This window comes from Ammonicoccus luteus, from assembly GCF_050880385.1.
Taxonomy (GTDB): domain Bacteria; phylum Actinomycetota; class Actinomycetes; order Propionibacteriales; family Propionibacteriaceae; genus Enemella.
Window position 1 is genome coordinate 1 of the sequence record NZ_JBNZCI010000010.1, and the last position, 20,109, is coordinate 20,109.

Annotated in this window: 17 protein-coding genes, 2 tRNA genes and 1 pseudogene; 11 read left to right on the plus strand and 9 right to left on the minus strand. The window is 68.5% G+C overall.

The features are described 5' to 3' along the window. Window positions 1-49 precede the first annotated feature (49 nt). On the plus strand, window positions 50-289 hold the full coding sequence (locus tag ACQ260_RS16585) for a site-specific integrase (RefSeq protein WP_432560580.1): 240 nt from the start codon (window positions 50-52) through the stop codon (window positions 287-289). A gap of 54 nt (window positions 290-343) precedes the next feature. Here the strand turns inward: ACQ260_RS16585 and ACQ260_RS16590 are convergent. Both ACQ260_RS16590 and ACQ260_RS16595 read right to left on the minus strand, forming a co-directional pair. Further along, window positions 344-419: transfer RNA gene (locus ACQ260_RS16590), tRNA-Glu, on the minus strand. Between the two features lie 117 nt (window positions 420-536). Continuing rightward, the gene (locus ACQ260_RS16595; protein WP_432560581.1) at window positions 537-1,847 is read right to left on the minus strand and encodes an SH3 domain-containing protein; all 1,311 of its coding nucleotides are present in this window, start codon (window positions 1,845-1,847) and stop codon (window positions 537-539) included. A gap of 416 nt (window positions 1,848-2,263) precedes the next feature. Between ACQ260_RS16595 and ACQ260_RS16600 the strand changes: the two genes are divergently transcribed. Next, a complete protein-coding gene (locus tag ACQ260_RS16600; protein ID WP_432560582.1) occupies window positions 2,264-2,617 on the plus strand; it encodes a metallopeptidase family protein in 354 nt (117 codons plus the stop codon). Between the two features lie 83 nt (window positions 2,618-2,700). Here ACQ260_RS16600 and ACQ260_RS16605 read toward each other — a convergent pair whose 3' ends face one another. Further along, entirely contained in the window at window positions 2,701-3,357 is a 657-nt protein-coding gene (locus tag ACQ260_RS16605; protein WP_432560583.1) for an SAM-dependent methyltransferase, read from the minus strand. Between the two features lie 48 nt (window positions 3,358-3,405). Between ACQ260_RS16605 and ACQ260_RS16610 the strand changes: the two genes are divergently transcribed. After that, complete coding sequence (locus ACQ260_RS16610; protein ID WP_432560584.1) at window positions 3,406-3,771, plus strand: VOC family protein; 366 nt, start codon at window positions 3,406-3,408, stop codon at window positions 3,769-3,771. A gap of 43 nt (window positions 3,772-3,814) precedes the next feature. Continuing rightward, window positions 3,815-4,588 (plus strand): annotated as a pseudogene (locus tag ACQ260_RS16615) (lysylphosphatidylglycerol synthase transmembrane domain-containing protein); the annotation flags it as partial. Window positions 4,589-4,692: 104 nt separating this feature from the next. On the opposite strand, the gene ACQ260_RS16620 reads toward ACQ260_RS16615, so the two are convergent. Then, window positions 4,693-4,769 (minus strand) — tRNA-Lys (locus ACQ260_RS16620). A gap of 161 nt (window positions 4,770-4,930) precedes the next feature. On the opposite strand from ACQ260_RS16620, the gene ACQ260_RS16625 reads away from it, so the two are divergent. The 6 genes from ACQ260_RS16625 to ACQ260_RS16650 all read left to right on the plus strand — a co-directional run bounded on the left by ACQ260_RS16625 (window position 4,931) and on the right by ACQ260_RS16650 (window position 13,669). Beyond that, window positions 4,931-6,175 (plus strand): glycosyltransferase family protein, encoded by a 1,245-nt coding sequence (locus ACQ260_RS16625; protein ID WP_432560585.1) that lies wholly within the window; start codon window positions 4,931-4,933, stop codon window positions 6,173-6,175. Further along, window positions 6,165-8,606: a glycosyltransferase family 4 protein gene (locus ACQ260_RS16630; protein ID WP_432560586.1), complete on the plus strand. Its 2,442-nt coding sequence runs from the start codon at window positions 6,165-6,167 to the stop codon at window positions 8,604-8,606. Before ACQ260_RS16625 ends, ACQ260_RS16630 begins: the two co-directional genes overlap by 11 nt. After that, window positions 8,603-10,366, plus strand: coding sequence for an ABC transporter ATP-binding protein (locus ACQ260_RS16635; RefSeq protein ID WP_432560587.1), 1,764 nt, complete (start codon window positions 8,603-8,605; stop codon window positions 10,364-10,366). Before ACQ260_RS16630 ends, ACQ260_RS16635 begins: the two co-directional genes overlap by 4 nt. Beyond that, window positions 10,363-11,391: a protein kinase family protein gene (locus ACQ260_RS16640; RefSeq protein WP_432560588.1), complete on the plus strand. Its 1,029-nt coding sequence runs from the start codon at window positions 10,363-10,365 to the stop codon at window positions 11,389-11,391. The genes ACQ260_RS16635 and ACQ260_RS16640 overlap by 4 nt, the downstream gene beginning before the upstream one ends. Continuing rightward, window positions 11,388-12,440 (plus strand): phosphotransferase family protein, encoded by a 1,053-nt coding sequence (locus ACQ260_RS16645; protein WP_432560589.1) that lies wholly within the window; start codon window positions 11,388-11,390, stop codon window positions 12,438-12,440. The genes ACQ260_RS16640 and ACQ260_RS16645 overlap by 4 nt, the downstream gene beginning before the upstream one ends. Window positions 12,441-12,640: 200 nt before the next feature. Beyond that, window positions 12,641-13,669: a patatin-like phospholipase family protein gene (locus ACQ260_RS16650; RefSeq protein ID WP_432560590.1), complete on the plus strand. Its 1,029-nt coding sequence runs from the start codon at window positions 12,641-12,643 to the stop codon at window positions 13,667-13,669. A gap of 20 nt (window positions 13,670-13,689) precedes the next feature. Here the strand turns inward: ACQ260_RS16650 and ACQ260_RS16655 are convergent, their stop codons facing one another. From ACQ260_RS16655 to ACQ260_RS16670, 4 genes are all read right to left on the minus strand, one after another. Further along, complete coding sequence (locus ACQ260_RS16655; RefSeq protein WP_432560591.1) at window positions 13,690-14,901, minus strand: NAD(P)/FAD-dependent oxidoreductase; 1,212 nt, start codon at window positions 14,899-14,901, stop codon at window positions 13,690-13,692. Between the two features lie 96 nt (window positions 14,902-14,997). Beyond that, window positions 14,998-15,312, minus strand: a complete 315-nt coding sequence (locus ACQ260_RS16660) for a non-heme iron oxygenase ferredoxin subunit (RefSeq protein ID WP_432560592.1) — start codon at window positions 15,310-15,312, stop codon at window positions 14,998-15,000. Between the two features lie 8 nt (window positions 15,313-15,320). Then, window positions 15,321-15,836, minus strand: a complete 516-nt coding sequence (andAd, locus tag ACQ260_RS16665; RefSeq protein WP_432560593.1) for an anthranilate 1,2-dioxygenase small subunit AndAd — start codon at window positions 15,834-15,836, stop codon at window positions 15,321-15,323. 3 nt (window positions 15,837-15,839) lie between these two features. Then, window positions 15,840-17,111, minus strand: coding sequence for an aromatic ring-hydroxylating dioxygenase subunit alpha (locus ACQ260_RS16670; RefSeq protein ID WP_432560594.1), 1,272 nt, complete (start codon window positions 17,109-17,111; stop codon window positions 15,840-15,842). 174 nt (window positions 17,112-17,285) lie between these two features. Between ACQ260_RS16670 and ACQ260_RS16675 the strand changes: the two genes are divergently transcribed. Beyond that, window positions 17,286-18,182, plus strand: coding sequence for a LysR family transcriptional regulator (locus ACQ260_RS16675; RefSeq protein ID WP_432560595.1), 897 nt, complete (start codon window positions 17,286-17,288; stop codon window positions 18,180-18,182). Window positions 18,183-18,491: 309 nt separating this feature from the next. Here ACQ260_RS16675 and ACQ260_RS16680 read toward each other — a convergent pair whose 3' ends face one another. Further along, window positions 18,492-20,108, minus strand: a complete 1,617-nt coding sequence (locus ACQ260_RS16680) for an MFS transporter (RefSeq protein ID WP_432560596.1) — start codon at window positions 20,106-20,108, stop codon at window positions 18,492-18,494. Between the last annotated feature and the right edge of the window lies 1 nt (window position 20,109).

Sequence of the window (20,109 nt, forward strand, 5' to 3'; positions counted from 1 at the left end):
TCCCGGTCGTACTTCTTACGCTTCTCTGGCATCTCATTCCCTATTGTCGATGCCTCCACGCTTCTGGGGAAACCTCAGTCTGCGGCACAGTTTCGTGGCCATCTTGGTGGCGGCTGGCTGCAACGTGCGGGAGGTGTCGGAGTGGGCGGGGCACAACAGCGTTGCGTTCACGCTGACGCGCTATGGCGGGTTGTTTCCGGACGGGTCCGATGATGCCGTGGATCGGCTGGACGCCCTGCTCGACCGCGGCCGGCGTTCCCGAAATGTTCCCAAGAGCGGAGGTGAGTAGCGCAATGGAAAGGCTCAGAGTCAGCGTAATGCCTTGTCAGAGCTACTTTCGTAGTGGTATCCCCAACGGGATTCGAACCCGCGCTGCCGCCTTGAAAGGGCGGTGTCCTAGGCCGCTAGACGATGGGGACCAGACTGGGCAACTATAAACGGACCACCCGCTTGTTGGCCAAACGGGAACCCGGAAGTGGACTGCTCCCGGGTTCCCGTGCGGCCGCCAAGCGGGTGGGCTGGTGGTGGCGCGGCGGTCAGCGCACCACGGTGATGTGCACGTGGTCGCGGTGGTTGGCGGTGATGGAGCCGCGATCGGCCATGTAGCGCCAGCCCTCACCCGACCGTGCGACCGACCAGATGCGCTGGTTCCAGATGACGTATTCGACGTTCAGCGACCGCGCGTTCTCCTGGGTCCAGTTGGCGATGCGACCGCCGAGATCGGCGTTCGTGTAGACCATGATGTCCAGCGCCCGCCCGGACGGGTGGTCCGGGAGTGGGTCCTGGCGTACGCCGTAGATCGTGCGCGCCTCCGGGAACTCCGCCTCGATCTGCGCCAGGAGATTCCGCGCATTCGGGGTCAGGCCGGGGAGGTTGAACTTCGACGGGCCGGACGTGCCGGTGTTGGTCGTCGGCGGGGTGTCCCTCAGGTACTGCGCGGTCACCCAGCGCACCGTTCCGTTCCACACGACCTCGGCCCGGCCGTTGATGACCCGCCCGGTGACCTGCAGGGCCGACCCGGCGGGTGCGTCGCCGTACGCCGTGAACTGATCATCGGGTGAACTGCGGAGCATGAGGGCGGTGGTGGCGTACTTGGTGCCGATCGTGTCGGGCAGGGCCGCCGTGGGCGGCTTGGGGACGTTCGCGGAGCCGGAGAGATAGAGGCTGTTCACCCAGGCCACCTGACCCTCGTGGACGACCTGGGTCCGGCCGTTCTCGGTCACACCGGTGAGTTGCAGGGTCGAGCCCGCAGGGACGGTCTCGATCACGTCGAAAACCGCTCCGGAGGTTGTGCGGACCAGAAGGTCCGCGGTTGCGGTCGCAGTGCTCGTGATCGCCGGCAGGCCTGGTCCAGCAGGCTGTGGCGTCGACGGGGCGGACTGGTTCAGATAGCGCGTCGACACCCAGCGCAGCGACCCGGCATGTGCGATCTGGGAGTAGCCGTTGGTCTCGACGCCGGTCGTCTCCACCCGGGTGCCCCGGGCGAGGACTGTCACGACCCGGAAGCTCAGACCCGCGCCGGTGCGGACGTTGAGGGCTGCGGTGGTGTACGCGGTGCCGCGCTCGGCGGGGACCTCCCCACTGGGCGTGTTGCCGGCGCCGACGGCGGTCAGATAGGCGTCGGACACCCAGCCCTGACGCCCTCGGAACGTGATTGGCATCCAGCCGTTCTGGGAGGGGCCGGTCGAATCGACGCGGGCCCCGGTCGGCAGCGCGCCCAGGATCGCGTGGCCGAGCCCCGGTCCCGAGCGGACGTTCAGCCCCGAGTTGGCGCGGACGGTGAACGGGTCCGCGGTGGCTGAGGCGCTATAGGCCACGCTGGCGACAGCGCCGAACGTGGTGATCATGATGGCTGCCGCTCCTAAAGCGGTCGCCGAACGCGCACGGCGTAGCAACTTCACAGTCTTCCCCTTCGGCGGCAGCCCGCCTCTTGTGCAGGCACAGGCCGAGGCCGACACCCGCTCGATGTCCGGCCGCGCACGACCGGTTGTCGACCGGGGCGATGGGGGATGGTCACCCGCTTCCCAACAAGTGACCCGTGACGTGCCCAGCAGCTTCCCAACAGCTGGGTGCGTCGTGCGCCCGGAACCCCATCCGCTTCCCAACAGATGGCACTCCCGCCCCGGGCTTCACGGGAATCTAAGCGTGACCCAATCGCAACTGCAATCGCTTGAAGCAACTTCAGTCACACCCGCAACGCGACACGCCGTGCGCGGGGGAAAGATCACATCAGTGTGATTTACGTCTCGACTAAGTTCGTTCCATGGCCGTCGCAATGACCCCCGCCGAGTTCGAGGAACACGTCTCCGAGGCCCTCGATCTGCTCCCGGAGGAACTGCTCGACACGATCGAGAATTGCGTTGTGCTGATCGAGCCGGACCCGCCGGAGGCGCTGCCGGGGATCCTCGGCCTTTACGAAGGAATCCCTTTGACAGAAAGGAATTCCTTCTATTCGATGGCGCTGCCGGACCGGATCTTCATCTTTCGCAACCCGATCCTGCGGATGTGTCGCTCAAGGGCTCAGGTGGTGCACGAGATCCGGGTCACAGTGATCCACGAGATCGCTCATCACTTCGGGATCGACGATGAGCGTTTGCATGAGTTGGGCTATGGCTGAGGGGGTGCGCCGCAGCGCCCAAGCCCTCCATTGTGCGCCGCGAAAACAAGTCTCAAGTCCTGCCTGAGGTTAACGGCGGGTAATCACAGAACCCAGCAGCGGTCGACGGAGCTCACCCACGTCTCCGCGCTGCCGATCGAGGTGTCCGGCACCCAGCCGGACTGCAGGTCTGCCCGTGCGACGGGCGTGCTGCCCGTTGCCGCTGCGAGGTCCGCCAGCACGGGTGGCTCGGCCGTGACGGCGACAACCAGAAGCGTGCGGTGCAGGTGGTTGACGACGAACGTCTCCAAGGTCTGGGCATCGAACGCCGGCGCCGCGATCACGACCGGCGTCCTGCTCCCTGCTGCCCTGTCCAGGAACGGCAGCAGTTCCCGAAACGCGAGGACGGGCCCCGCACACACGAGCACCCGCGCCTCGTTGACGACGGCCCAGTCGGAGACGGGGTCGCTCACCAGCTCACCCGCAGCCAGGCGCGCCGCGAAACCGGGCAGGGACTTCACGCGTACCCCGATCTCGGAACGCTGCTCATCAGTCAACGGTCGATGGCCGGCGGACTGCGGGGGATGTGTGCTGACGTACGCAGGCGCTTCTCCCTCGAAGCCCGGGATGGGCCGGTCCGGTGGTCGGCTGAGCTGTTCGGTGCGGCGGCGGTTGCGCTCGCGGTCCCAGAGCGCGCCGAACAGGATGACGGCGACACCGACCGCCATCATGACCACCAAGCCGATCTGCCAACCCGCCATGCGACTCCTGTCTCCGGCCCTATTCTCCACGCTTGCTAGCGTTGCTCCATGGCCGAGCGCATCCCCGTCCTCGTCGTCACCGACCCCGAGCAGTCCGCCGAGTTCTGCACTGACGTGCTGGGCATGAGGCTGGTGAGCGGTGAACCGGAGTGGGTCTTCGGTCTCGGCAACGAGAAGCTCCGCCTCATCTCCGCCGCGCGGGTCGATCTCGAGTTGGGTCAGGCGGCAGAGGCCGGGTCGACCGCCTGCCGCATCATGGCGACGAACATCGGTCTGCTGCATGAGCGCTGTGAGCTGCATGATGTGGTCGTGAAAAAGCGCCACCTGCGTCGCACGCGGTGGGGCACCGACGAGTTCACGGTCGAGGACCCCGAAGGAAACCGCATCACGTTCTGGACGGTGTCGGTCACCTGAGCGCACGATGACCGCACGACGGAAATGGCTCGGCGTCACCCAGATGGTGGTGTCGCTCGGCATCATCGGCTGGTTGCTGCATCGGGTCGGCATCGCTCCTGTTTTCGCTGCCATCCAGTCGCTGTCAGCAGGCTTGGTCGTCGGAGCGCTCGCGATCGGCGCCGTCGCGGCAGTCATTCAGGCGGAACGCTGGAGGCTGGTCGCTCGGGGCTTCAACATGACTCTGAGCAGAGGGGACGCGGTCGCGAAATGCTGGCAGGCGGCGTTTCTCAACTCTGTTCTTCCCGGTGGACTTGCCGGTGATGCGATTCGTGCGGTCGAACAACGCACAAGCGAACAAGGCACTTGGCGGGCGGGCATTGGTTCGGTGCTGGGGGAGCGACTCGCAGGGACCGCCGTCATGCTCGCGGCGGCTGCGATCGCACTCATGCCGAGGGTGCCGTGGCTCGGCGCCGCCGTCGGCGTGACCGCTCTCGTGATCATCGGTGTGGCCTGGCCCTCGCTGCGGAACGTCCCGCCCCGCGCGAGATGGGGTGTGCTCGGTCTGGCCGGGGCAGGATGGCTGGTCTTCGCCGCGCTCTTCCTCGTCGCAACAATCAGCACCACGACCGGGACAACCGGAAGCCTCGTCGCACGGGTCGGAGTGTTCGACGTGCTCGCGCTCGCGGCAGTAACGCTCGCGGGCATGTCGATCCCCTTGAACTGGGGTGGCTGGGGGCCGCGAGAAGGGGCCGCCGCGCTTGTCTTTCCCTTGTTCGGCTCCTCTGCAGAGGTCGGTGTCGCCGTGGCGTTCACCTATGGCATCCTCGCCCTCGTCTCCGTGCTCCCCGGTGCGGCGATTCTGATCACCCGCGGCGTCGGGGCTGGGCGGAGGGCTGCAGAGACCGAACCGCAGACCCCCGGTGGAGCGGAAAGCGCGCCTGGTGCCCCCAGTGGGACTCGAACCCACGACCCGCGGATTAAAAGTCCGCTGCTCTAACCAACTGAGCTATAGGGGCCCGCCAAGCCTAGCCGAAAACGGCGCGTCCCTCCCCGCACGAGCGGGGCCGGCCACGATCGCGACCTGCCCTCACGTCCTTGTCGGGCAGTTGCGGGTCAGATGAAGCCCTCCTCATATTCACCTCACGTCAACCTCACGTTCACCCAGCACGATTTGGGCATGAGCCCATCCCCCCACCGCCGCCCCCGGATCGCCCTCTATGGACACGACACCCAGGGACTCGGCCACCTCCGCCGGAACCTCGTCCTCGCCTCGGCGTTCGCCTCCGACCACCCGGCCGGCTTGGGTGCGGAGGTGCTGCTGCTGACCGGCGCGAGTGAGGTGGGCATGTTTCCGCGGCCGCGCGGGGTTGACGCGTTGGTGCTGCCGGGCGTGCGGAAGGACGAGCAGGGGGCGTACGCGCCCCGCCAGATGCGGGGCGGGCTCGCCGATGTCGTCCGGTTCCGGAAGACGATGATCGAGGCCGCGCTCACCCAGTTCCCGCCGGACCTGCTGGTGGTGGATAAGACGCCCTACGGCTTCCAGGGCGAGCTCCGCACGACCCTGCGTACGCTGCGCGCCGCAGGCACCCGTCTCGTGCTCGGGCTGCGCGATGTCCTCGACGACCTGCCGACGACGCGTGCACAGTGGCGCAAGGATCTTGCCGACGAGGCCGTGCGGGCGTTCTATGACGAGGTCTGGGTCTATGGCGACCCCAGCATCCACGATCTGACCGTGGCCACGGGCATGGCCCCGGATGTCGCCGCGTGCACTCACCATCTTGGCTATCTCTCCGCCGACCGCATCGACTCCGCCGAGCGGCAACACCGCCCGGACACCGGCGGCCGCGACTATGTCCTCGTCATGGTCGGTGGTGGCCAGGACGGCGCGGAACTCTCCCGGTTGGCCGCCGCGATGACCCCGCCGCCCGGGCTGGAGCTGATCGTGCTGACCGGGCCCCAGCTGGACGAGGAGGAGGTACGCGAGGTCCGCCGCGTGGCCGAGCACTCCCCGCACGTGCAGGTGATGCGGTTCAGCCGCCACGGCGCCGCCTGGCTGACCGGCGCGGCCGCCGTGATCACGATGGGCGGCGCCAACACCGTCGCGGAGATCCTCGACACCGACGTCCCCGCGCTCATCGTGCCCCGCGTCAGCCCCCGAGCGGAGCAGTTGGTCCGGGCAGAGGCGCTCGCGGCGCACGGCTATCTGTCGGTCCTGCGTCCCGATGAGCTCACCACCGCCCGCCTCCAGGACTGGACACTCGCAGCCGTCGGCACACGCACCGAGCGCGGTGGCATGAACCGCGGCGGTGTCGCCGCCACCACGGCGAGAGCCCGCGAGCTGATCCGCCCACCGTCCGGTCACCGCCCCGACGTCGCCCCGACAGCCACCGTTCTGCCCCTGAGGAGCCCCCATGTCGCCTGAGTTCCCGACCCAGCCCGCCCGCCGCATCGGTTATGTCGTCAAGTGCTATCCGCGGTTCTCGGAGACCTTCATCGTCAACGAGATCCTCGCGCGCGAGGCGGCCGGTGATGACATCACGATCGCCGCGCTCCGCACGACCACCGACCAGCGCTTCCACGCCCTGCTCGCCCGGGTCCAGGCGCCGGTCAGCTGGATGCCCGTGGAAACCCGCGGCTCGACACGGTTGTGGGAGGCACTGGGCCGGCTCCGCGAGCTTCGCGCGGACGCCGGACGCGGGCCCATCGAGCCCGCCGCCCTCGACGCCCTGTTCGACGAGGAGTCCGCGGTCGCCGCCCAGGCCGTCCATCTCGCCGCGTGGGCCCTGGAGAACGACCGCGAGCACCTGCACGCGCACTTCGCCTCGATCTCCGGACGCACCACCCGGATCGCCGCGAAGCTCGCGGGGCTCACCTGGACCCTGACCGCGCACGCGAAGGACATCTTCCACTCCAGCAACGATCCGGCGCGACTGCGGGCGGTGCTCACCGACGCCGACGCGGTCGTTGGTGTCAGCGATATGACGGCCGAGTGGATCCGCACTCTGGCGCCGAGGGCCCGGGTGGAACGCATCTACAACGGCATGGACCTGGCCACACTGCAGTTCACCGCTCCTGTCGAGCGCCCGGCGCGCGTCGTCGGTGTCGGGCGTCTGGTGGCCAAGAAGGGCTGGCCGGACTTCCTGACAGCCGTCGCGCAACTGCGTGCGCAGGGGATCGACGTGACCGCCGACATCGCCGGCACCGGCCCGCTCGAGGCCGAGCTGCACCGACTCACCACCACCCTTGGGCTCGACGACGCCATCACGTGGCACGGCCCGATTCCCCAGCACGAGGTGATCGAGATGGTCCGCTCGGCCGCCGCGTTCGCCGCGCCGTGCGTGATCGCCGAGGACGGCGACCGCGACGGACTGCCGACGGTGTTGCTGGAGTCGATGGCGTTGGGTACGCCGGTCGTCGGCACCCCCGTCGCCGGCATTCCGGAAGCGGTCCTCGACGACCAGACCGGCTTCATCGTGGGCGAACACGACCCGGATGCGCTGGCCGCATCCCTGCAGCGATTGCTGACCGACGCCGAACTCCGCGTACGCCTCGCCACCGCCGCCCGCGCCCACATCGAACGCCACTTCGACATCCACGACCAGGCGCGCCACCTGCGGGCCCTGACCGACGACGTGGGCCGGCCGGCCGCGCCGGCGGGCGACGGCAGCGAGGTCATCTATTTGGTGACCGATCCCGGCATCCCCGCCTTCGGGCGCAAGGGTGGCTCGGCCCATGTGCAGGAGGTGCTCCGCCAGTTTGTCGCGCGCTCGCACAAGGTCACCCTCGTCGCGGCTCGCCTCGGGGGGTCGGCTCCGTCCGGTCTGGAGGGCGTAACCACCCTCGAGCTGGGCCGGCCCCGGACGAGCTCGCCCGCGGCGGCAGAACAAGCGCTGCAGGACCTGGATCGCCAGGCCGCGGGCATCGTCGCCGGTCTGGTTGCGGCCGCCCGCGCGGCCAACCCGCAGGCCCCGGAACCTCTTGTCTATCAACGCTATGGCCTGTGGAGCGCCGAGGTGCTGGAACAGGCACGGGCGGCCGGCGCCCGCACGGTGCTGGAGATCAACGCGCCCCTGATCGACGAGCAACGGACCCACCGCGTCCTTGTCGACGAGTCCGCGGCGGTCACGCTGACGGAGCGGGCCCTGCGGGCGGCTGATTTCGCGTACGCCGTCAGCGGTCCCGTTGCCCGATGGGCCGAGGATCTCGCGGGCGTGCCGGTCGAGGTGATCGGCAACGGCGTCGACGTGGACCTCTTCACGGGCACGGCCGGCAGCGGCAAGGAACCGCCGACGGTGGTGTTCGTGGGCACGTTTCGGCCCTGGCATGCGCCGGAGATGCTCGTGTCCGCCGCGACGCGGCTGCAGCAGCGGGGGCTGCCCATCCGGTTGTTGCTCGTCGGTGACGGGCCGAGCCTGCCCGCGACGGTCGAAGCCGCCCGGGCTGCCGGGGTCGAGGTCGAGGCGACCGGCTTGGTCGAGCACGACGCCGTTCCCGCCCTGCTCGCCCGGTCGGATATCGCCTGCGCGCCCTATCCGACCGGCGAGGCATATTTCTCGCCGCTGAAATGCATCGAGTACCTCGGCGCAGGGCTCCCGACCGTGGCATCGGCGATCGCCGACCTGCCGGAGTTGATCAGGCCCGAGGAAGCGCTCCTCGTGCCGCCCGGCGACGTCGAGGCGCTCACCGAGGCGCTCGCCGACCTCGTCCGCGACCCAGCTCGGCGGCAAGCACTCGGGCGCGCGGCCCGCGCCGCGGCCGAGACCCGTTTCACCTGGCAGGCCGTGGTGGATCAGCTGCTGGAGCGGCTCGATGCGGCCCTGGAGCCCGTTCGGGAGGAGGCCGCGGTCGGATGAGCAGCCGGAAACGTCCTGAGGCCGGACCGCTGCGGCGCACCATCACGGTCCTCCGCCCCCACCTCAAGGGCTCCGGGCGATTGGCGGGACTCGGGGTGCTCGCCGTCCTGGCCGAGGTGGCAGCCCGACTGCTGGAGCCGTGGCCGATCAGCTGGGTGCTCGACGGGGTGCTGCCGGCGGTGATCGGGCAACCGATCCCGGGTGGCGTTCCGCGCCTGCTCATCGGTGCCGGCGTCGCCGTCGTGCTCGTGGCGGCGCTCCGGGCAGGGGCGGCGTACCTCTCCACACTCGCCTTCGCCAACGTCGGCGCCCAGGTGACCACGCGACTGCGGGCGCACGTGCACGAGCGGCTGCTCGGCGCGAACCTCGCCTTCCACGACCGGATGCGTTCCGGCGACCTGGTCACCCGTGTGGTCTCCGATGTCGGACGCGTCCAGGAGGCCGGTGTGACCGCGGGACTGCCACTGGCCGCGAACGTGCTCACCGTCACCGGCATGCTCGTGGTGGTCGTGATCCTCGATCCGATCCTGGCGCTGGTCGTGCTCGGCGTTCTCCCGCTGATCCTGGTCTCGGGCCGCTTCGCCGGGTCGCGGATCACCAAGGCGTCCCGCGCCCAGCGCAAACGCGAGGGTGAGCTCGCCGGCGACGCGGGCGAGGCCTTCGCGGCGGTGCAGACCATCCAGAGCTATGACCTCGGTGCGCACCTTGGTGCGCGGTTCGCGCAGGCGAACGTGAAGGGCCTCAAGGACGGGGTGCGCGCGAAGCGACTGTCGGCGGCGCTGGAGCGTCGCACCGATCTGCTGGTCGGCATCGCCACCGGTGCCGTGCTGGCGATCGGTGGCTGGCGGGTCGTGGTCGGTGCGATCAGTCCGGGCGAGTTGGTGGTGTTCATCACGTACCTCAAGACCACCTTCAAACCCCTCCGCGACCTTGCCAAGCACACCGGTCGCATTGCCCGGGCCGCCGCGTCCGGCGAGCGGATCGCCGACACTCTCGACGAGGCCTTGCCGGTGCAGGACCGCTCGTGGGCGCGGCCCCTGCCGATGCGACGGCCGGGGGTCCCTGGCGGTGCGGTGCGGTTGCGGGGGGTGACGTTCGGTTATGGGGGTACGCCGGTTCTGCGCGGGGCCAATTTGCAGGTGCGCGCCGGAGAGCGCGTGGCGATCGTCGGACCCAGCGGGTCGGGCAAGTCGACCCTGCTGAACCTGCTGTTGCGGTTCCGCGAGCCGCGGCTAGGAACCGTCGAGCTCGACGGACACGACCTGCAGGACCTGACGCTGGCCTCGGTGCGGGAAGCGTCGGCCGTGGTGCTGCAGGACTCCGTGATCTTCGCCGGCGACCTGGCCGAGAACGTCCGGTTGGGTCGCCTCGATGCGACGGACGAACAGGTCGAATGGGCACTGCGGGAGGCCGCACTGGGCTCGCTGATCGACGACTCGGAAGCGGGCATCCACCGGCCCGTGGCGGAGAAGGGGTCGACCCTGTCCGGCGGCCAGCGGCAGCGGCTCGCGATTGCGCGGGCGCTGCTGCGCGACCCGCGGTTGGTGTTGCTCGACGAGCCGACGACCGGTCTCGATGAGGGGAGCCGCCGAGAGGTGGTGGCCGCGCTGCGGCGACTCGCTGCCGGCCGCACCATGATCCTGGTCACCCACGACGAGGACCTGCTGGCGGACGTCGATCGAGTCCTGGAAGTGCGCGACGGCACGTTCGTCGAGCGGGCCGGGACGACGGACCGGTTCGACGTGGAGGCGAGGGCATGAGCGTGACTGATGCGGCGGTGATCAAGGCGCATTCGGACCTGCCGGCGCTGCGCGTGCTGCTCGACCCTGAGAGGTTGGCCGAGGCGACTGCCGATCTGGGCTGCGGGAATCTGCGGCTGGATCGGCTGCGCCTCAAGCCCCGGGCGTCGGTGACCGCGATGCTGCGCCCGGTGTCCGGATCGGGGCAGTGGGTGCTGGCCCGCGGGTTCACGGCAGAACCCTGGGCGACCAAGCGCGGGAAGGATCTGCTGGCTGCCGAGGAGGCCGGACTGCCGGCCTGGGAACTGCCCGCGGCACGACTCGTGCTCGCGTCGGCCGCCTCCGATCGGCGGCTGCGAGGTCTGGCGGCCTTGCGCCCGGACATCGGCAGCCCCGTGCCGACGGCGGACCACGTCGTGGTCCGCACGCTTTCCCACAATCCCGCCCGGCGCTGGGTGGGTCTCGCCGAGTCCGAGGTCGAGCGCCGCGTGCTCCGGCTGCACAGCCATCGTCGGGCCGAATCCCTGCCGTGGGCACCGGGCCGACGCTGGCAGCCCGGTGACGTCCTGCCGGCACCGCTGATGCACGTGCTCGACGGCCGCAACTCGTTCACGCCGAACCTCCCCCGACTGCTCGCGGGCGCGGTCACCGGGCTGCGGATGCTGCACGGTCCATGGGCCGACCGGGCTGCTGCCTGCGTGAGCGCGAGCGCGGACCGGTTGGGCGCGGTTTCCCGCGTACCCGCCCATGGCGACCTCACCCCCGACCAGGTCGTCGTCGACGGCGACTGTGCCACGGTGCTCGACTGGGATTGCGCGGGAAACTGGCCGGAGGGCTGGGACGCAGCGACCTGGACCGCCGGACTGATCGTGGCCGGCTGGCACCCGGGCGATGGGACCTGTGCGGTCGAGGGCGTGAAGGTCCCGCCCGCAGTGCTCGTGGCCGCCGCGATCCTGCGCGGGCCGGAGCCGTTCCGTAGGCGGCATCCCGACTGGCCGGAACGGATCGAAGCGCTCCTCGCGCACGCCGAGCAAGCGGTCTCGTGAGAGCCGCGGAGGCACTGGCGGCCGCCCTCGCCGAGGGCGTGCGAGCCGACGGAGTTTCCTGGCGGGTCGCGCGAGCCTGGCCGGCGGCCTTCGACGACCCGACGGCCGGTCATGTCCTCGAGCTCGTCGCCGAGGACGGTGACGTTCGGGGCGCGCTCCTGCGTGACGGCGTGGTCTCGACCGGGCCGGATGCGGCGCTGCCCGCCCTCGCCGGTCTCGTCGCGGAGGGCTGGACGGTGTTGGCCCACCGGTTCGGGAAGCGAGCAGTGCTTCGCCGCGACGGCATGGGGGTGTTCCGCAAGCTTGCGACGCCCAAGGCGACCCGGCGTGCGGTGGAACGCGCTGACGAGGTCGATCGTGCGCTGGGGGCTCTGCCTGTCCCGCGGCCGCCGGCGCGCGTGGGCGCCGACATCGCCGCCGGGACCATCGACCTCGCCCCGGCTCCGGGGCTGGCGCTGCGATCGGTCCTCACGGACCCTGCGACCACCGTCACCGACGCGCGGTCGATAGGGCGCCGGATCGGGGAACTGCTCGGCCGGTTGACGATGGTCGCGCCGGGCGGCGGTCTGCCGGAGCACAGCGCGACCGACGAGGCTGAGGTGCTGGCCCGCTGGGTCACCGCCGCGTGCGAGTCGGCGCCGCTGACGCCCGACGTCGCAGCTCGACTGCGGGCGGAGGCGGACGCGGTGATCGGGGAATTGCTGCGCTGTGAACGGGCCCCGACGCTGGCTCACCGTGATCTGCACGATGGCCAGATCCTCGTGGCACCAGGGGACCTGACGGTGCTGGACTGGGACACGGCCGCCTGGGCGGATCCCTGTCTGGATGTGGGCAACCTCCTCGCCCATCTCGACCTGCTGGTGCAACGGGTGCCCGTCGCGACGGACAGGGTGGCGGCGCTCACCGCCGGGCTGCTTGAGGTCCTCGGGACTCATGACCATCCGGCCGCCACGGACCCTGCAGGGCTCGCTCTGTGGCGCCGGTCGAGCGCGGTGCGGATCAGGGCGGTGCACGCCTTCAGGCCCGCCACGGTGGGTGACCCCGGGTAGCCATTCGGAGCGTTCGCCAGGACGGAACGCACGTGCCCTCAATTTGCGGGGCGGCCATGGTCGTTTCCGCCTCTCAGAGCGGAAATCGGCTCGTCCGACGGTTGCTTCTGGCGGTCCGATATGCGCAGAAAGGTGAGGGGCGGCAGCTAAGGTCGTTCGGGATATCAAGCACCCCCCGACTTCCTTGAGGAGACCTGCTCATGGCTCGCAGACCCCGTCCGCTCAGCATCGCACTCCAGGGCGGTGGCGCCCATGGCGCCTTCACCTGGGGCGTCCTCGATCGCCTGTTGGAGGACGGCCGATTCGACCTGCAGGCCGTGACCGGGACAAGCGCGGGAGCGGTCAATGCGGCGGCGTTGGCGTACGGTCTCCTGACCGGTGGCCCCGAGGGTGCCCGCGAGACGCTGTCGGCCGTCTGGAAGGAGGTCGGCGGGAGCGGGCTCTCGGGCGCGCTGCTCTCCGGTGACGATGAGGATCCGTCGCTGAACGTGGTGGCGAAGGTCGCCCAGATGATGACCGCCGGACTGTCCCCGTCCCAACTCAACCCGTGGAAGTTCGACCCCCTGCGGGACGTCCTCGAGGAGCACATCGACTTCGAGCGTCTGCGGACCGACCGGAAGGCGATCGACATCCACCTCGCCGCCACCGATGCGCTGAACGGCCGGATGCGGATCTTCTCGCGCCACGAGATGACCGCCGACGCCGTCCTCGCCTCCGCGTGCTTGCCCCGGGTTTCGGAGGCAGTGATGATCGACGGTCGGCCCTATTGGGACGGCGGCTATTCCGCGAACCCGCCCCTTCTGCCCCTGCTGGACTCGCGTCCGGAGGACGTGCTGGTCGTGCTGATCGTGCGCACGGAACACGAAACCGTGCCCGAGTCGAGCTCGGAGATCCAGGCGCGCGAGTCCGAGTTCGCGTTCAGCTCGGGGTTCCTGCGCGAGACCGAGATGCTGGCCGCCGCCACCCAGCGCGCCCATGAGGCCCGCTGGCCGTTCGTCGGCAGCCTGGAGAAGCGTCTGCGCAGGATGCGCTGGCACGTGATCCACGGTGCGGAGGTCACTGGGGAGCTCAATCCGGAGAGCCGGATGATCGCCTACGGGCCCTTCCTGGACTCGCTCCTGGAGGCCGGCCGGTCCTATGCGGACGACTGGCTCGCCGAGACCGCGGCCGTCATCGGCCGCAGCACCTCGGCGAACCTCGCGACGTTCCAGCAGCTCATCGACGCCTGACCGCGGCGGGGATCGCTCTTCTAGCGCTTCGGGAGGGCGATCTCCGGGTCCGCGAGTGTGGCGGGGTCGACCGTGATCCCGCGCTCGATGATGCGTTTGGTCATCCGCAGATCGCGGCCGCCGTTCGGCCCCATCGACGCCACCATCCGGTCGCCGTCGAGGAAGAACACCAGGAAGTCACCGTTCTCGGGATTGCCGCGCACTACCTCGGTGTGCTCGGGCTTGGCAATGCCATAGAGCTGCAGGTTCACGTCGTATTGATCCGACCAGAACCACGGCAACGGTTCGTGAGTGACGTCCTGGCCGAGCGCGGCTTTCGCGGCCGCGATGCCCTGGTCCTGGGCGTTCTGCCAGGACTCGAGCCGGATCCGGCCACCCACCCACGGGTTGTCGGCGACCGCGACGTCGCCCGCCGCGAAGATGTCCGGATCGCTGGTGCGCGTGTCCGGGCCGACGACTATGCCGCCGTCGAGTTCCAGCCCGGCTGCCTCGGCCAGCTCCAAGTGGGGCGTCAGGCCGATGCCGGCGACCACGGTGTCCGCCTCCAGCCACGTGCCGTCGTTCAGTTCCACCCGCAGGCCATCGCCGGAACGCTCGATCTGCTGGACGCCGGACCCGAGGCGTACCTCCACGCCATGGCCCTCGTGCAACCGCTTCAGATAGTCGGAAATCACCTCCGGCACCGAACGCTGGCAGAGTCGCGGCATCGCCTCGACCACGACCACATCCGCGCCGGCCTGACGAGCCGTCGCAGCGACCTCGAGGCCGATCCAGCCGCCACCGACGACGACGATCTTCGCGTGCTCGGTCAGGCGATCCTTGAGAAGCTGGGCGTCGGCGAGCGTACGCAGAGTGAGCACGCCGTCGAGATCACCGCCCGGAATCGGCAGGCTCCGGGCCGCGCCGCCCATGGCGAGGATCAGTTTGTCGTAGGCGATCCGTTCCCCACCGGCGACCTCCACCTCGTGGTGGGTCGGATCGATCGCCGTGACCCGAACGCCGGAGCGGAAATCCAGGTCGAGCTCGGCGAACTTGTCCGCCGGCATCAGGTGCGTGTGCTGCGGCTCGGCCTCGCCCTTGAGGACCGCCTTGGACAGCGGGGGCCGCTCGTAGGGCACGTGGGGTTCGTCGCCGATGAGGACGACGCGACCGGCGTACCCCTCCTTGCGCAGCGTCGCCGCCGCCCAACCGCCCGCCTGGCCGGCGCCGACAATGATGATGGTGTCCGTCATTTCACTCCTCTTGTGCGCGTGATCCCCAGGGGATGCAGCTGGGGCCGACGCGAATCGCCGGCCCCAGCATCCCAAGGGAACCTCGGGGTCGTCCCCTCAGTCCTCGATCCCGATCTCCACGTTGCCATCGACAACGCGGGTCGGATAGGTGCGCACATCGACCGTGCACGGTTCTTTGACCGCCTTGCCGGTCGCGAGGTCGAACAGGCCCTGATGGAGTGGGCACTCCAAGCAGCCGTCCTCGACGAACCCATCCGACAGCGGCGCGACCTCGTGAGTGCAGACGTCGTGGAGGGCAAAGACGTCATCATCCACGCGGACGAGCGCGATCGGGGTGTCGCCCACGTGCACCGGTGTGGGCTCTTCGTCCTCGAGCTCGTCGAGGGCGATCACTTCATGCCAGGTCGTCATGGAGTTCCTCAGATCGGGGTGGCGAGCAGGGTCAGGACGCGGGAGGTGTCATAGACGACCTTCCGCTCCTTGTAGCGCCATCCCTGGTCGGTCTTGACGAGCGTGTCGTGATAGCTGCCGGCCGAATAGATCTCGGCGTTGCCGGCCTGGCCGGTGCGGACCACGATGTAGCTCATCTCGGTGGTGACGGTGTCCCCGTCGCGGCTGGTGATCACCGGTCCGGGGGTGCTGTGGCGATAGCGGTGTTCCTCATAGATGTTCGCGTTGCGCAGTGCGACGACGCGGTCGCGCATCATCGCCTGGTTGCGGCAGTGGAGGATCGGCGCCGGCAGGCCACGGTCGTAGTTCTCCCGCGACACGATCGTGTAGACGCCGTCCTCGGTGAAGAACGACGGCCAGGTCTCGATGTCGTCGGCATCGATCGCGTGGGAATAGCGCGACTGGGTCTCGAAGATCTCCAGCCACAGCGTCAGATCCTGGGTCGGCTTGATGTCGACTTCGGTCGGTTGGAGCGTGTCGGTCATTTCTCAGTACCCCATGACTTTCTGATAGCCCGACCAGAAGTTGCGGATCAGGCTCTCGGTGATGTTGGTCTCCTGTTCCTCCGGCGCGTCGAGCGCCATGCCGAGGAAGGAGGTGGCCTCGCCGTCGCGGACGGTGCCGTTCTGCACGAGCTGGGTGACCTCGGTGTCCTCCATCGAGATGTAGCCGGCCGGGCCGACCAGGTTCGCCTGGAGCAGGCGGAGTTCGCGCATCTCGGGGGTGTCGTCGGCGTACCCGAAGAAGTGGAAGATCAACTCGAACTCACCCGGGGACTTCGGCAGCACCTGCCGGCAGACCAAGGTGTTGTGGATCTGCTGGATCACCAGCTGCGGGAAGATCGTCTGGATGTGGTTGGTGCAGTCCTCGTCGTATTCCGAGATCTGCCCCAGCAGATAGGGATCCTCCAGTGCGAAGCCGGTGTCCATGGAGCGGATGGACTGCTTCGTGTATGCCTCGGAGGTGTCGGTGTCCTCCTCCGGCTTGGTCACGGTGATGATCGAGTGCAGCCCGTGGCGCGAGTCCGGGATCGAACGGGCCTTCATGCCCACGCGGAAGATGTTGAAGGTCGTGTGGAACAGGTGGAGCAGCGAGGCGTGATAGGGGTCCTTCACGTTCTCGTAGTAGAGCTTCCAGTTCGAGAACCCGACCTGCCGCGTGCAGCCCAGATATTCGATCTCCCGGTCCTTGAAGATCCGCTCGGCCCACGGCTTCATCTCCGGACCCAGATAGTCCTCGATGTCCGGGGTCTCATCGGAGAACGTCGCGAACAGGACACCGTGGAAGTCGGCGACCCGCAGCTTCTGCAGCCCGTAGTTCTCCGGCTTGAACTCCTTCGCCATGCCCGTCAGGCGCTTGCCCTCGGCCTTGATGCCGCGGCGGAACGGCACACCCTGCAGGTCGCCCTTGGCGTTGTAGTTCCACTGGTGATAAACGCACGTGTGATCCGCGCGGTTGCCGAACTTCTCCCGGCACACGATCGCGCCGCGGTGCGCGCAGCGGTTCACCCAGCAGGCGAAACCGTCCTCGGTGCGCGTGATCACGACCGGGGTGTCACCCACAAACGTCGACTTGAAATCGTTGACATTCGGAATCTCCGCGGCCAGCGCCACGAACGACCAGTGCGGTCCGCGATAGATCCGTTCCTGTTCGCGGTCATAGACCTCTTGGGAGCTGAACACCTTGTAGGGCACTCGGGATCCATCCGGCTGAGGGAAGTGGACCTCCCGCTCCGCCTCTCGACTTGCCATCTGCGTCATCGCGCAACCCTCTCGCTGTGATTCACCCGAGGCTGAGGGCGGCGAGTGAAGCCGCTTCCTCGGAGCCTCGGTGCCTCCACGTCGAGGCACATATCCACTATGGACCCGCTCTTGCTATCTGTCGATCAGACGATTGAGATAGGCGCGATCTCTTTTCGTGATATAGGGTCAGGTATGGATATCGCCCAACTCCGCTATTTCGTTGCCGTGTGCGAAGAGCGCAGTTTCACGCGGGCCGCGCAGCGTTGCCAGGTGGTCCAGTCGGCGCTGAGCACGCAGGTGGCCAAGCTGGAGCGGGAGCATCGGACTCAGCTGTTGGAGCGGTCGAATCGGGGCGTACGCCTGACTCCGGCGGGGGAGAGGCTGCTCGCGCGGGCGCGGCGGATTCTCGCGGAAGTCGATGAGGCAATCGCCGAGATGGTGTCGTTGCGCGGGTCGTTGACGGGTGTGCTGCGGGTCGGGGTGATCAATGTCGTCGGGCAGTCCGCGCCCCAGGTCGACGAGGCGCTCGCCGCCTTCCACGAGAAGCACCCGGCCGTCGAGATCCGCATCCATGACCCGGGGTCGTTCGGCATCGTGGCCGGACTGCGGGCGGGGGAGTTGGATGTCGGGGTCATCGGGTTCTATGCGCACGAGGTCCCCGGCGAGCTCGTGCACCACTTGATCTGCGAGCACGAGCTCGTGGCGGTCGTCCATCAGCGCCACCCCCTGGCGCAGCATCGAGCGGTCACCATGGCCGAGCTGGCCGAGCACGGGCCGGCCGTGGAACTGCGGGCCGCCAGCGGCCTCCGGCACTATGTCGACGGTGCCTTCGAGCGACTGGGGGTCACGCGGCGGGTGGCGTTCGAGGTCGCCACCACCGATGAGCAGATCCGCTATGCCGCCCTGGGCATGGGGTTCGCCTTCGTGCCGACGTCGACCGTCGAGAGCTCCCAGGTGCGCCACCCGGTGGCCGTGCTGCGGGTGACGGACGCCGAGCTGAAGCATCCGGTGGCACTGGTGCACCGGCGGCCCGCGCCGACCTCGCCGGCTGCCAGGGCGCTGATCGCCGAAATCCTGGACCGAGCCTGAGGCTCCTCGGCACTGATCTCGCCGAGGTGGCCAAATCAAGTCCCGCAGCACGGCCGCGGTCCCGTCTTGCCGACGCCATCCTCCACCTCGCAACATGGGCATTCACCCTGCATCACCAAGTCCACTCTCCGACGCGCATGCGTGTCACTAAGTCGCAGTCAGGATGCAGAGTGCAGCGCCATGCTGCGAGGTCGAAAAGAAACCGGGACCGCCACTGAGAGGTGACGGTCCCGGCTCGGGTTTTGGGCAGGCCGGATCACCAAGCCGTGCAGTACACGGTCGGGTCCATCCCGGCCCCACTCTTCAGCATCAGGCCTTGGTCGACCCGCCTGAGCCCGCGGTGTGCTCCTGGTGGATCACGCCTTCTCCGTGACAGGTGGGACAGGTGACGAAGCCTGCTGCCCTGACGGCGTCCGGAGTGGGCTGGGGAGCCGGGGTGATGCGACCGCTCTGCTTGGGAACCGTGACCGTGATGGACACGATGGCCAGGAGCAGGAAGACGAGGTTCACTCCGAGCGCGATCATCGCGGCGAGGCGCAGCGCGACGTTGTCGGTGCGGCCCTGCATCTCGATGACGTTGCCGATGATCGAGCTCTCCGTCCCCGCGAGCCCGGTGAACACGGCCAGCGAGATCGCCGTGCCGATCGCCCCGCCGAGGGAGCTGGCCATCTTGTAGATGCCGGCGCCCGAACCCGCCTGGTCGGCCGGGAGATTGGCCAGCGCCGCGTCCGTGGACGGGGTCGCATAGAAGGCCAAGCCGAGGCCAAAGAGGCAATAGGCGATGATGGCGAGGATGACGTACTGCCCGATGAGCAAGTGCGTCGTCATCAGCATCAGGCAGGCGACGATCACGATGAGCGAGCCCCAGATCATCGGCTTGCGGGGTCCGAACTTCTGGAGAAGCTTCTCGCCCACACGGATGAAGGCGATGATGAACACGCCATAGCCGAGGGTCAGCAGGCCCGCATCCCATGCCGAATAAGGGGTGCCATCGGCCTTGCTGCCCGCCAACTGGATCACCTGCTGGCTGACGATCAGCATGCCGATGGTGCCGTTCAGCAGGAAGTTCGAGATCGTCGCACCCGTGAACGTGGTGTTCCGGAAGAGCTTGAAATCGATGAACGGCCCGGCCTTGCCGCGTTCGACGAAATAGAACGCGGTATAGGCGACGACGGCCACGACCGCCAGCGCCAGCACGATCGGGCTGACCCAGCCGAGCTGACGGCCATAGAGCAGGACGATCATCAGGCCCAGCGTGCCGATGATGAACAGCACGAGACCGGGGACGTCGAAGCCCTTCCGTGCGTTGTGAACCTTGTTCTCCGGGGTGCCGAGGATCATCAGGAATGCAACGACCGAGATGACGATCGACGCGATGAAGATGCCGCGCCAACCGATCTGCTCGATGACCGCGCCGCCGAAGATCGCCGCGAGGCCCGAGCCACCCCAGGAGCCGATCGACCACATGGAGACCGCGCGCTGGCGGCCCTTGCCATCCCAGTACGCCTTCACCAGCGCCATCGACGCCGGCATGATGCACGCCGCGGCGAGGCCCTGGATCACGCGGCCCGTGAGCAGGAGCGGAAGGGCGAGAGATCCGGAGGCGAAGACCAGCAGCAGCGAGCCGACGATGTTCAGGATGATGCCGAGGAGAGTGATCTTCACGCGGCCGAGCCGGTCGGCCAGGCCGCCCGCGAACACCATGAACAAACCGGAGAACAGGCCGGTGATCGACACCGCGAGGTTGAGGGATGCGGCGTCGAGATTTCCGCCCGCCCCGTTGATGTCCTTCATGATCTCGGGGGCGACCGTGCCAACGGTGCCCGCGAAGAGCCAGAAGGTGACGACAGCGAGAACGATGCCCCAAAGGAGCTTCTCGGTGCCTTGATAAGCCTTGGTCGGCTCAGGTGCAGTGACAGCCGACATT

What these genes read in the sequence shown, in the direction of transcription:
- ACQ260_RS16585 (WP_432560580.1), top strand. Translation starts at nt 50, where the DNA reads ATGCCTCCACGCTTCTGGGGAAACCTCAGTCTGCGGCACAGTTTCGTG.
- ACQ260_RS16595 (WP_432560581.1), bottom strand. Translation starts at nt 1,847, where the DNA reads ATGATCACCACGTTCGGCGCTGTCGCCAGCGTGGCCTATAGCGCCTCA.
- ACQ260_RS16600 (WP_432560582.1), top strand. Translation starts at nt 2,264, where the DNA reads ATGGCCGTCGCAATGACCCCCGCCGAGTTCGAGGAACACGTCTCCGAG.
- ACQ260_RS16605 (WP_432560583.1), bottom strand. Translation starts at nt 3,357, where the DNA reads ATGGCGGGTTGGCAGATCGGCTTGGTGGTCATGATGGCGGTCGGTGTC.
- ACQ260_RS16610 (WP_432560584.1), top strand. Translation starts at nt 3,406, where the DNA reads ATGGCCGAGCGCATCCCCGTCCTCGTCGTCACCGACCCCGAGCAGTCC.
- ACQ260_RS16625 (WP_432560585.1), top strand. Translation starts at nt 4,931, where the DNA reads ATGAGCCCATCCCCCCACCGCCGCCCCCGGATCGCCCTCTATGGACAC.
- ACQ260_RS16630 (WP_432560586.1), top strand. Translation starts at nt 6,165, where the DNA reads ATGTCGCCTGAGTTCCCGACCCAGCCCGCCCGCCGCATCGGTTATGTC.
- ACQ260_RS16635 (WP_432560587.1), top strand. Translation starts at nt 8,603, where the DNA reads ATGAGCAGCCGGAAACGTCCTGAGGCCGGACCGCTGCGGCGCACCATC.
- ACQ260_RS16640 (WP_432560588.1), top strand. Translation starts at nt 10,363, where the DNA reads ATGAGCGTGACTGATGCGGCGGTGATCAAGGCGCATTCGGACCTGCCG.
- ACQ260_RS16650 (WP_432560590.1), top strand. Translation starts at nt 12,641, where the DNA reads ATGGCTCGCAGACCCCGTCCGCTCAGCATCGCACTCCAGGGCGGTGGC.
- ACQ260_RS16655 (WP_432560591.1), bottom strand. Translation starts at nt 14,901, where the DNA reads ATGACGGACACCATCATCATTGTCGGCGCCGGCCAGGCGGGCGGTTGG.
- ACQ260_RS16660 (WP_432560592.1), bottom strand. Translation starts at nt 15,312, where the DNA reads ATGACGACCTGGCATGAAGTGATCGCCCTCGACGAGCTCGAGGACGAA.
- andAd (WP_432560593.1), bottom strand. Translation starts at nt 15,836, where the DNA reads ATGACCGACACGCTCCAACCGACCGAAGTCGACATCAAGCCGACCCAG.
- ACQ260_RS16670 (WP_432560594.1), bottom strand. Translation starts at nt 17,111, where the DNA reads ATGACGCAGATGGCAAGTCGAGAGGCGGAGCGGGAGGTCCACTTCCCT.
- ACQ260_RS16675 (WP_432560595.1), top strand. Translation starts at nt 17,286, where the DNA reads ATGGATATCGCCCAACTCCGCTATTTCGTTGCCGTGTGCGAAGAGCGC.
- ACQ260_RS16680 (WP_432560596.1), bottom strand. Translation starts at nt 20,108, where the DNA reads ATGTCGGCTGTCACTGCACCTGAGCCGACCAAGGCTTATCAAGGCACC.